This is a genomic window from Intrasporangium sp., from assembly GCF_036566125.1.
Taxonomy (GTDB): Bacteria; Actinomycetota; Actinomycetes; order Actinomycetales; family Dermatophilaceae; genus Intrasporangium.
Window position 1 is genome coordinate 1 of the sequence record NZ_DATCWX010000152.1, and the last position, 10379, is coordinate 10379.

Here is a 10379-nt window from a genome sequence, read left to right on the forward strand (position 1 = left end):
CGGCGGCCGCCGTCGCGCGTGGGATCCCCGCGATCGCGGTCTGCGGTCGCAACCGGCTCCCCACTGATCGACTGGCCCAGTGGGGTATCTCAGCCGTCTACACGCTGATGGACGTTGCGCCCGATCCAGACACCTCGCGACGCCACGCGGCACGCCTGCTCGGTGACCTCGGCGAGCGCATCGCCCGCGACCACCTCGCCAGCTGACCGAGGGAGTCTCTTTCAGCGTACGGCCGTATGTCCCTGGGTGGGTGGGTGCCCGAGATCCTTTGTTGGGGCGCGGTTACCGTCGCCCGCGGTCGGGGTCCGTGAGCGGGCTGGACTCCCCGAGGACGAACTCGGGGGCGAGACGGACGGTCCGTGGAGCGGGTGTCGCCGACGTTGACGAGATGATCTCCAACACGGTTCGTCCCATCTCCTCGACGGGCTGACGGATCGTCGTCAACGTCGGGTGCGAAAGGCGTGCCACGCCGATGCCGTCGAAGCCGATGACGCGAAAGTCATCCGGCACCCTGTAGCCGCGCACGTGCAGGCCAGAGATGACACCGAGGGCGATGATGTCGGCCGCTGTGACGATCGTTGCCCTGGTGAAGCCCTGGTCCAGGATGAGGTCGACGGCCGCCTGTCCCCACGCGAAGTCGAACTCGCCGAGGAAGGTGGGTCGGTCCGGGAAGTGCTTGCTGAAGTACTGGTAGCGCTCGTGCCCTGACGACGACTGCGCTTGTGCCCCAACGTAGACCACTGGCTGGTCGGACATCGCGACGTGCTCCTGCACATGCTCAGCCACCAACGCCATCCCCGCCTCGTTGTCACATCCCACGAAATGGATACCGGCGCCGACGACCTGCCGGTCGAGCTGGATGGTGGCGGTGCCGTGCGCGGCCGCCAGCACCGCATCGGTGCTGCCGATCTCGTCGCACGGGATGATGACGACGGCGTCGACTTGGCGGCCGAGGAAGAACTCGACCCCACGCCGTTCCACGTCCAGGTCCTCCCCGGCGGTGAAGATCAGGACATCGGTCGCGGATCCTTCGAACGCGGTGGACAGATGCTGGGCGAGCGATGAGAAGAACGGGTTGTCGAGGTCAGGGACGAGCAAGCCAACGGTGGCGGTGCGGCCCTTGCGAAGGGCGCGCCCGACCAGATTGACCTGGTAGCCGAGTTCTGATGCGGCGTCGAGGACTGCCTCTCGCAACGAGGGGGCGACAGGTCGTGAGTCGCTCAGAACGCGCGACACCGTGGCTGTCGAGACGCCCGCCCGGGCGGCGACGTCGGCCATCGTGGTCGGTCGTGCCGGACCGGGGACTGGCGTCTTCATTGGCCTCCTCCATCCGCGGGCGTTATGCAATCGCTATATGCAGGGACCGCCTCGGGAGGTAGATTACAGCGCATCTCGGCAATCGATTGCCGAAGCGAAGAGGAGGCACCACCCATGACAAAGACGTCTCGACTCCGCAGCCGGGCCGCACTCGGTGTCGCCATGGCGACGGCTCTGGCGGTTACCTCGGCCTGCAGCACGGGGAATGAGCCCGCCCCCTCCGCGGGCGGGGCAACATCCGGCGGGAACGCCAAGTGCGTCGTCGGCATGACTCAGATCAACCAGACCGCCGCGTTCTTCACCCAGATGAACGAGGGGGCTCAGCAGGCCGCCAAGGACGTCGGCTGTGACCTGACGATCGCCAACGCCAACAACGACTCGTCGAAGCAGAACAGCGACATCGAGAACTTCGTCACCCAAGGCGTGACCGGCCTGATCGTCGTGGCGATCGATGTCAACGGCGTTCTCCCGGCCGTCAAGGCCGCGCGGGACAAGGGGATCAAGGTCGTCGCGATTGACGCGAAGCTCGAGGAGGGCTCGGTCGAGACCTTCGTCGGCGTCGACAACGAGAAGGCCGGCGCGGAGGCCGCGCAATGGATGGTTGACAAGGGCCTGGCGAGTGGCAAGTCGTACGGAGTCGTGGACGCGAAGAACTCGTTCATCCAGAACCAGCGGGAAGACAGCTTCCGCAAGGCGATCGATGCCGCGGGCGCCAAGTACACCCAGAGCGTCAGTGGCGACAACGTCCAGGAGAAGGCCGCAACCGCAGCCCAGAACCTCGTGACGGCCCAGCCGGGACTCGACTTCATCTACACCACGGGCGAGCCGGCCACCGTCGGCGCGGTCAGCGCCATCGGCGCGGACGCCAAGACCAAGATCATCGGCTGGGACCTCACCAAAGAGGTGATCTCAGGGATCGACAGCGGCTCGGTGACCGCGGTGGTCCAGCAGGATCCGAAGACCGAGGGTGTCGAGGCGGTCAAGGAGCTCAAGGCGATCCTCGGCGGCGCCGCCGCGAAGGGCTTCATCGACGTGCCGATCACCATCGTCACCAAGGAGAACGTCGAGCCGTACCGCGCGATCTTCCCCTGATCCCTCGCAGCCAGCTGCGGACCCGTAGGAGGACGACCCCCAGATGACAACGACCACACCGGCGGACGCCACGGCGACTCGCCCATCCCAGCCGCGGGTCGAGATGCGCGGCATCCGCAAGTCATACGGTGCACTCGATGTGCTGAAGGGAGTCGACCTGACCATTGCCCCCGGCGAGGTCATCGGCCTCGTCGGGGACAACGGGGCGGGCAAGTCGACGTTGATGAAGATGCTCGCCGGCGCCGAGACCCCGGACCGTGGCGAGATCCTCGTCGACGGCGAGCAGATGACCGGCAGCGGGCCCCGGGCCGCCCGAGCACACGGCATCGAGATGGTCTACCAGGACCTGGCCCTCTGCGACCACCTCGATGTCACCGCGAACCTGTTCCTCGGCCGCGAGGCCTACCACCCGGTCTCCCGCCGGCTCGACAGTGAGCGAATGCACGCCGAGGCGGCCGAGGAACTGCGCAAGCTGCACATCCGGATCACCAACACTCGCCAAGAGGTCGGGAACATGTCCGGCGGGCAGCGCCAGGCGATCGCGATCGCTCGGGCCGTCACCTTCGACCCCAAGGTCCTCGTGCTCGACGAGCCGACCGCGGCACTGGCTGCGAAGGAGGTCGAGATGGTCCTGCAGCTGATCAAGGACGTCTCCACGCGTGGCGTCTCGGTCGTGCTGATCACGCACCGCCTGCAGGACCTGTTCGAGGTCGCCGACCGGTTCGTCGTCCTCTACGAGGGCACGATCCACGGACAGCTCGAACCCGCCAAGACAGATCTGAGCGGACTGGTCGCCGCGATGATGGGAAAGTGAGATCCCGTTGACCTCGATCACCAAGCCCGCACGGCTCACTCGCGGCGCCCGAGCCGAGTTCATCGGACGATACTTCGGAGTCCTCTCCATCTCGGTCGTGTTCGCCGTGCTGTTCATCTTCTTCAGCGTCCGGGCCGACGCGTTCCTGACCAGCGAGAACCTGGTCAACATCGCCCGCCAGATCGCGCCGACCGTCGTCGTGGCCATGGGCATGACCTTCGTCATCACCACAGGCGCCATCGACCTGTCCGTCGGCTCCATCGTCGGGCTGACCGCGGCCTCCTTGGCCCTGCTGGCCCAGTCCGGCAACCCCCTTGTCGCGCTGGTGCTCACCCTGCTGATCGGTGCCGCCATCGGCGCGATCAACGGTGCCCTGACCGCTTACGGGCGACTCCAGTCCTTCATCGTCACGCTGGCCGCATTGACCGCAGTCAGAGGCGTCGCGCTCCTCATCACGCAGGGTTACAGCACCCCGATCGAGTCGAGCTTCCTCCTGCCCCTGGGCAACGGCAAGCTGCTCGGGTTGTACACCCCGACCTGGATGGCCATCGCCATCGTGGTGATCGCCTGGTACGTCTTCAGCCGCACCCGGTTCGGCCGGTACGTCGTCGCGGTCGGCTCGAACGCCGAGTCGCTGCGTCGCTCCGGCGTGGACATTCGGCGCATCCAGATGGCCGTGCTCGTCATCACCGGCGTGCTGGCCGCGGGAGCCGGCATCATCACCGCGACCAGACTGGCAAGCGGCTCGTCGAACTCCGGCACCGCATTCGAGCTCGAGGTCATCACCGCCGTCGTGCTCGGCGGCACCAGCCTGATGGGCGGCCGTGGCTCGATCGTCGGCTCGGCGATCGGTGCCCTCACCCTCGGTATCATCAGCAACGGCCTGGTGCTGCTGCGCGTCGACGTCTACTGGGTCCCCATCGTGCAGGGCATCATCCTGATCGTCGCGATCTTCCTCAACAGCAAGCTCTTTGCACGGCTGGTCAGGTCACGTCGATGACCATGGTCATGACCGTCACGGGCTCGGTCGACTCAGCCGAGCTCGGGACAACCCTCACGCATGAGCACGTCATCAACGACGTCACCTCGTGGTGGCACGAGACGTCGTCGACCGGGTGGGCGGCCGACGAGTTCGCTGCCCGACCCGTGACGATGGAGATCGTCTGGGACCTGAAGCAGGACCCGTTCGGCAATCGCGACAACTGCCGACTCGACGACGAGGAACTCGCCGTCGAGGAAGTTGGACGATATGCGCAGCTCGGCGGGTCGACCATCATCGACGCAACTGGACTCGGCGTGGGACGCGACCTCGAACTGTTGCGCCGAGTCAGCGAACGCAGCGGGGTCAGGATCATCGCCGGCACCGGCTACTACCTCGACGCATCCCAGCCCACGCACGTCAAGGGACTGGCACCGGAGGAGATCGCAGAACACATCGTGCGTGACGTCACCGACGGTGAGCACGGCATCCGCCCCGGCATCATCGGCGAGATCGGGGTGGGCGCCGACTTCACGCCCGCCGAGCGGGCCAGCCTCGAGGGCGCATTCATCGCGCAGCGGACGCTCCACCTGCCCGTCCAGGTCCACCTGCCGGCCTGGTTCCGCCGCGCTGGAGAGGTGCTCGACCTGGCCGAGCACCACGGGGTCGATCCAACCAACGTCGTGCTGTGCCACATGGGCCCCTCCGGCGATGACCTGACCTATCAGGAACAGCTGCTGCGCAGGGGTGCGTGGGTGCAGTACGACATGATCGGCATGGAGGTCTTCTACGCCGACCAGGGCGTGCAGTGCCCCTCCGACGAGCAGAACGCCACGTGGATCTGCCGTCTGGCGGAGCGGGGGCACCTCGAACGGCTGCTCATCTCGCAGGACATCTTCATCAAGTCGCTGCTGCGCCACTACGGGGGCCCGGGCTACGGGCACATCCTGCAGTACTTCGTCCCCCGGCTGCAGCGCCTCGGCATGTCCCAGGCGGACATCGACCAGCTCCTGACCACCAACCCACGAACCCTCTTCGAGACCGCACAGAAGGAGAACTGACATGGCGCGCGTGCTGCTCGCCGGCGAGAGCTGGATATCCCAGTCGACCCACTACAAGGGCTTCGACAGCTTCTCATCGACGACCTTCGAAACGGGCGCTGACGCCTTCATCGCCGCCGCGGCCAGCCAAGACATCGAGATCGAACAGATCTACGCACACGATGTCCCCAACAGCTTCCCCCGCACCGTCGAGGCGCTCTCTGCCTACGACGTCGTCATCCTCTCCGACATCGGCTACAACTCCTTCGTTCTGCCCAACGAGGTCTGGCTCAGGGGCCGACGCACCGACAACCCGTTGGAGTCGTTGGTCTCGTGGACCCGAGCCGGCGGCGGGCTCATGATGGCCGGCGGCTACCTCAGCTTCCAGGGCTTCCAGGCTCGGGCAAACTTCGCTCGCAGCCCGATTGCCCAGGTGCTGCCCGTGGACCTGCTGACCAGCGACGACCGCGTGGAGAAGCCCGAAGGAGCCGACTGCAGCGTCGTTTCGGGTGAGCACGAGATCGCCCAAGCGTGGAAGGGCGAGGCCCCCCAGCTGCTCGGCTACAACTACGTCACCGCCAAGCCGGACGCACAGGTCGTTGCCACCGTCGGGGACGACGTTCTCCTGGCGACCCGTCAGGTCGGCGAAGGCCGGTCCCTCGTGTGGACCTCCGACATCGGCCCGCACTGGTGCCCGGTCGAGTTCCTGGAGTGGGACGGATTCGCCCCCCTCGTCGGTGGCATGCTGCGCTGGCTCGGCGCCGGCCGGACGTCCTGATGGTCGCTCGCCCTCTCATCATCGACTGCGACCCCGGCCACGACGACGCCGTCGCACTGCTGCTCGCGGTCGGCTCGCCCCAAGTCGACCTGCGGGCAGTGACGACCACCTTCGGCAACTGCTCGGTCGAGGACGCAACCCGCAACGCCCTGCAGATACTGACGCTCGCGCGCGCCACGGACATCCCCGTGGCGCGCGGTGCCGCTGGGGGCATCGACGGCAAGGCCACGCTCGGAAACTACGTCCACGGGGTCAGCGGCCTGGACGGGCCCCCCATGCCCGAGCCAGGTTTCGACGTCGTGCCCGAGACCGCGACCGAGCTACTGCGGCGCACGATCGAGACCAGCACCGAGCCGGTCACCATCGCGGCGACCGGGCCCATCACGAACGTCGCCCAGCTCCTCCTCGACCATCCCACGGTGAAGGACGGCATCCACGAGATCGTCTTCATGGGCGGCTCGACCGAACGCGGCAACCACACACCCACGGCCGAGTTCAACACCTTCGCCGACCCGGAGGCCCTCGACCTGGTCCTCAACAGCGGACTGCCCGTGCGCATGGTCGGTCTCAACCTCACTCACCAGGCATTGGCGACCCCCGCGGTGGTCGAGCGGATGGCCGCGATGGACCACGTGGTGGGCCGCACCTGCGCGGCCTGGATGGGCTTCTTCGGGGCCTCCTACAACCGCGTCTGGGAGTTCGAGGCCCCACCCGTCCACGACCCCTGCACGATCGCGGGCCTGATCGACCCCGACCTGATCGCCTGGCGGGACGCCTTCGTCGCGGTGGAGCTGGACGGCAGGTGGACGCGCGGCACGACGGTTGTCGACCTGCACCAGCGATATCCCGACCAGCAGCCCAACGTCCACGTGGCGATGAGCCTGGACGCTCCGAGGTACTGGGATCTTGTCCTCTCGGCGATCGATCGGGTGGGCCAGCAGTCATGAGCGGCGTCTGCGTCGTCGGCTCACTCAACATCGACCTGAGCTACCGGGTTGCGACGCTGCCGGTGCCCGGGGAGACGGTGCTGGCCCTCGACCGCGCGCGCGACTACGGCGGCAAGGGTGGCAACCAGGCCATCGCCGTCGCCGTGCTCGGCGGCGACGTCGCCTTCGTCGGAGCGGTCGGTGCGGACGAAGCCGGACTCGACTATCTGACTCATCTTCGGCGGCACGGGGTCGACACCAGCGGGGTCACCCAGGCATCCGCAGTGGCCACCGGGACCGCGATGGTGTTCGTCGACGACGCGGGGGAGAACCTCATCGTCGTCGACCCGGGCGCGAACTCATCCGTGCAACCCGACGCGGTGTCGCACGCCGTCCGGGCCTGCTCGCCTTCGGCAGTGCTCGCCCAGCTCGAGATCCCCCTCGACGCTCTGGAGGCGATCGTCGAAGCGATACCAGACACCGCCACTTTCATCCTCAACCCTGCCCCCATGCCATCGGACCCGAATGCCTTGGCCAAGGTCCTGTCCCGCGTCGACATCCTGGTACCGAACCGCACGGAGCTCGGGCAGCTCGCCGGCCGGAACGAGCCAGACACGATCACTGACGTGGCCGAGTGCCTGACCGCCCTACGATTCGAGCGATCGGTGGTCGTCACCCTCGGAGCCGACGGGGCCGCCGTGTTCGAGCCCGGGGCCGAGCTTCGCCACATCCCCGCCGTGCGCGTCGACCCCGTTGACACCACCGGCGCGGGTGACGCATTCTGCGGCGCGCTGGCCACCGGACTCGCAGCTGGGCTGAGTCTGGACGAATCGGTCCGTGCGGCCGTGAAGGTGGCCGGCCGCAGCACCACGCTGCGGGGGGCGCAGCTGACAGCTGAGACCTCGGAAGGGCCTGTCGGAGAGGCGCGCTGATGAACGTGCGGATCCAACAGGCCCGCGACGTGCAGGAGTGGATGATCGAGCACCGCCGAGAGCTCCACCGGCACCCCGAGGTGGGTCTCGAGCTGCCCCGAACCCACGACTACATCGCCTCCACGCTGCGCGACCTCGGCCTGGTCGGCGAGTCCCGTCCGGCGGCGGGAGTCACGGTCCGCATTCCGGGGTCCGCCCCAGACGACATCGTCTCCGTGCTCCGAGCGGACATGGACGCCCTCCCGGTCACCGAGCGGACGGACGTGCCGTTCCGGTCCACCGTGGCGGAGGCCATGCACGCCTGTGGGCACGACCTGCACATGGCAATGCTCCTCGGGGCCGCCAAGGCCCTGGTCGACAACCCCCCGAGGCGGGACACCGTCCTCGTCTTCCAGCCCGGTGAGGAGTCCGACCGCGGCGCGCTCCGGAGCCTGGAGCATGCGAACCTCACGTTCCCGGGCCAGGCGACGGCCTTTGCCCTGCACGTCCACGCCCTCGCGGCGCCAGGTTCGATCCTGTGCCGGCCAGGAGTGTTCATGGCCTACGGCGACTGGTTCACCGTCGAGCTGGGTGGCCCGGGAGGTCACGCAAGCCAGCCGCATCTTGTCGGGAACCCGGTCGAGGCCGCCTCGGAGATCACCATCCGCCTGCGAGAGCTGGTCGGGAACCTCGCAACAGAAGAGCACGTCGTCGCCACCGTCACCGAGTCCCGAATCGGGAACACCGTCAACGTCATCCCAGCCTCAGGCCGCCTCAGGGGAACACTCCGCACCCTGACCGCGGACACCCGAACCCAGCTCATCGGGGCAATGCAGGACCTGGTGCGCGACGTTGTGGCATCACACCGCCTGACGGGAGCTCTGACAGTCCATGAGGGCTACCCCGCCGTGGTCAACGACGTCGACTTCATCACCAGACTCGAGACCCGGCTAGGGCAGACGGAGTTGGCCGGCAACGTCGTCGCGATGCCGGAGCCCTCGATGGTGATCGAGGATTTCGCGTACTTCCTGCGGAGGTGGCCCGGCGCGATGGTCTATCTCGGTGCGCAGGGAGAGGGGAACAGGTCCTTCAACCATGCAGACGACGTCGTCTACGACGAGAGTGCCCTCGAAGTCGGAGCCGCCCTCCATCTGATGGTCGCGGACGGCATCTGACCAAGACAAGCCGGCTGACCAGGGCCGGGACTCGGAGGAACGCCCAGCGTCGCTCCATCTCGTCCGGGCGCGCGGGCGCCGAGCCGGGAAGGTCAGGACCAACGACTCTTACGCCCGGCGCGGGGTGCGGTCAACGCTGGAGGTGATTTCAGGAGGGAGGTGAGGACGATGTCGGATCTCCAGCAGAAGGAAGTCGTGAGGACAGAGCATCTTCCCCGGTTGTTCCGTAACCGCACGGTTGACTACACGCTCATCATCGTGGGTGCGCTGGTTGCGGCGTTCGGTGCGTACGCCTACTTCGTGCCGGCCAGCTGGATCCTGGCGGACCTCGGCGAGGTCTGGTACCTCAGCAGCTGGATCGCCGGTGGAGTCCTGCTCACCGCAGGCTTGGGCATGCTCGGTGCCAGCATTCGCGACCGGTCCGGGTACTGGACCGCAGGCGCCGTCGTGAGCTTTGTGCTCGGCACGCTCAGCCTGGCTGGGGCGGTCGCCGCCGCGGTCCTGCTCATCATCTGATCACCTGGACAGAGGTGACGCAGAGGGGAGCCCCCAGTACCTGGGGGCTTCCCGCCATCCGGGCCAAGTTCGCCGCTGGCTGCGAGTGCGTGGAAACCGCTGGTGCCTTGAGACGTGAGGCCGAGGCTCCGCGTGGGCGGCAGGAACCCAAAGCCAGCCGTATGCCGCTGAGCCGGCTCAGCGGCATACGGCTCAGTTCGTCTGTGGCGCAGTCCAACCCAGCCGCACGCGTGGTCAGGAAAGCAGCTCAGGCGGGGTCTCCGCGCGGCCCCGGCGAGCCAGGTAGCCGTGCCACAGCAACCGGGCCGCGGTCGAGCGCAGGGGCCGCCAGCGCTCGCCGAGGAGGGTGAGTGCTGCCGGGTCGGGCACGGCGGCGAGTCCGAGGGCCTCCGCTGCGGCGACCTGCAGCGCCCGGTCACCGACCGGCCAGAGGTCGGGTCTCCCGAGGCAGGCGAGCAGGTAGACGTCCGCGGTCCACGGCCCGATGCCGGGCAGGGCGACGAGGGCCCGGCGCACCTCGTCGTCGGGACGCTCCGCCAGACCCGCGAGGTCGAGCGTGCCGTCCAGCACGGCCGCGGACAAGGCTCGCAGGTACCGGTCCTTCTGCCGTGAGACGCCGCAGGCGCGCAACTCCTCGTGCGTCGATGTGGCGAGCGCCTCGGGTGACATGCCCCCGAGGTGCTCGGCGAGACGCGAGTAGGCGGCCGCCGCGGAGGCCAGGCTCACCTGCTGCTCGAGGACGAACAGGACGAGGGCCGGGAAGCCCGGCGGCCGGGTCCACAGCACTGGCCGGCCGTGCTCGTGCACGATGCGCGCGAGGTCCGCGTCGCG

At 67.9% G+C, this 10379-nt stretch carries 12 protein-coding genes; 10 read left to right on the forward strand and 2 right to left on the reverse strand.

Annotated elements, in window-relative coordinates; translation table 11 throughout:
* The coding region (locus tag VIR15_RS09085) for a glycerate kinase (RefSeq protein WP_331927155.1) at positions 1-206 on the forward strand (206 nt) is incomplete at its 5' end.
* Between the two features lie 76 nt (positions 207-282).
* Here VIR15_RS09085 and VIR15_RS09090 read toward each other — a convergent pair.
* A complete protein-coding gene (locus VIR15_RS09090) occupies positions 283-1317 on the reverse strand; it encodes a LacI family DNA-binding transcriptional regulator (RefSeq protein ID WP_331927156.1) in 1035 nt (344 codons plus the stop codon).
* A gap of 267 nt (positions 1318-1584) precedes the next feature.
* Between VIR15_RS09090 and VIR15_RS09095 the strand changes: the two genes are divergently transcribed.
* From VIR15_RS09095 to VIR15_RS09135, 9 genes are all read left to right on the forward strand, one after another.
* Entirely contained in the window at positions 1585-2409 is an 825-nt protein-coding gene (locus VIR15_RS09095; protein ID WP_331927157.1) for a substrate-binding domain-containing protein, read from the forward strand.
* A gap of 43 nt (positions 2410-2452) precedes the next feature.
* Positions 2453-3223 (forward strand): ATP-binding cassette domain-containing protein, encoded by a 771-nt coding sequence (locus tag VIR15_RS09100; protein WP_331927158.1) that lies wholly within the window; start codon positions 2453-2455, stop codon positions 3221-3223.
* Positions 3224-3230: 7 nt separating this feature from the next.
* Positions 3231-4223: an ABC transporter permease gene (locus VIR15_RS09105; protein WP_331927159.1), complete on the forward strand. Its 993-nt coding sequence runs from the start codon at positions 3231-3233 to the stop codon at positions 4221-4223.
* Positions 4220-5263, forward strand: coding sequence for a phosphotriesterase family protein (locus VIR15_RS09110; RefSeq protein WP_331927160.1), 1044 nt, complete (start codon positions 4220-4222; stop codon positions 5261-5263). Before VIR15_RS09105 ends, VIR15_RS09110 begins: the two co-directional genes overlap by 4 nt.
* A gap of 1 nt (position 5264) precedes the next feature.
* A complete protein-coding gene (locus VIR15_RS09115) occupies positions 5265-6020 on the forward strand; it encodes a glutamine amidotransferase (RefSeq protein WP_331927161.1) in 756 nt (251 codons plus the stop codon).
* A complete protein-coding gene (locus VIR15_RS09120) occupies positions 6020-6967 on the forward strand; it encodes a nucleoside hydrolase (protein WP_331927162.1) in 948 nt (315 codons plus the stop codon). The genes VIR15_RS09115 and VIR15_RS09120 overlap by 1 nt, the downstream gene beginning before the upstream one ends.
* Positions 6964-7878, forward strand: a complete 915-nt coding sequence (locus VIR15_RS09125) for a ribokinase (RefSeq protein ID WP_331927163.1) — start codon at positions 6964-6966, stop codon at positions 7876-7878. Before VIR15_RS09120 ends, VIR15_RS09125 begins: the two co-directional genes overlap by 4 nt.
* On the forward strand, positions 7878-9032 hold the full coding sequence (locus tag VIR15_RS09130) for a M20 metallopeptidase family protein (RefSeq protein WP_331927164.1): 1155 nt from the start codon (positions 7878-7880) through the stop codon (positions 9030-9032). The genes VIR15_RS09125 and VIR15_RS09130 overlap by 1 nt, the downstream gene beginning before the upstream one ends.
* A gap of 168 nt (positions 9033-9200) precedes the next feature.
* The gene (locus VIR15_RS09135) at positions 9201-9548 is read left to right on the forward strand and encodes a hypothetical protein (protein WP_331927165.1); all 348 of its coding nucleotides are present in this window, start codon (positions 9201-9203) and stop codon (positions 9546-9548) included.
* Between the two features lie 234 nt (positions 9549-9782).
* On the opposite strand, the gene VIR15_RS09140 is transcribed toward VIR15_RS09135, so the two are convergent.
* Positions 9783-10379, reverse strand: a 597-nt coding sequence (locus VIR15_RS09140) for a DNA-3-methyladenine glycosylase family protein (protein ID WP_331927166.1), incomplete at its 5' end; no start/stop codon positions are given.

What these genes read in the sequence shown, in the direction of transcription:
- VIR15_RS09090 (WP_331927156.1), bottom strand. Translation starts at nt 1,317, where the DNA reads ATGAAGACGCCAGTCCCCGGTCCGGCACGACCGACCACGATGGCCGAC.
- VIR15_RS09095 (WP_331927157.1), top strand. Translation starts at nt 1,585, where the DNA reads ATGACTCAGATCAACCAGACCGCCGCGTTCTTCACCCAGATGAACGAG.
- VIR15_RS09100 (WP_331927158.1), top strand. Translation starts at nt 2,453, where the DNA reads ATGACAACGACCACACCGGCGGACGCCACGGCGACTCGCCCATCCCAG.
- VIR15_RS09110 (WP_331927160.1), top strand. Translation starts at nt 4,220, where the DNA reads ATGACCATGGTCATGACCGTCACGGGCTCGGTCGACTCAGCCGAGCTC.
- VIR15_RS09115 (WP_331927161.1), top strand. Translation starts at nt 5,265, where the DNA reads ATGGCGCGCGTGCTGCTCGCCGGCGAGAGCTGGATATCCCAGTCGACC.
- VIR15_RS09120 (WP_331927162.1), top strand. Translation starts at nt 6,020, where the DNA reads ATGGTCGCTCGCCCTCTCATCATCGACTGCGACCCCGGCCACGACGAC.
- VIR15_RS09125 (WP_331927163.1), top strand. Translation starts at nt 6,964, where the DNA reads ATGAGCGGCGTCTGCGTCGTCGGCTCACTCAACATCGACCTGAGCTAC.
- VIR15_RS09130 (WP_331927164.1), top strand. Translation starts at nt 7,878, where the DNA reads ATGAACGTGCGGATCCAACAGGCCCGCGACGTGCAGGAGTGGATGATC.
- VIR15_RS09135 (WP_331927165.1), top strand. Translation starts at nt 9,201, where the DNA reads ATGTCGGATCTCCAGCAGAAGGAAGTCGTGAGGACAGAGCATCTTCCC.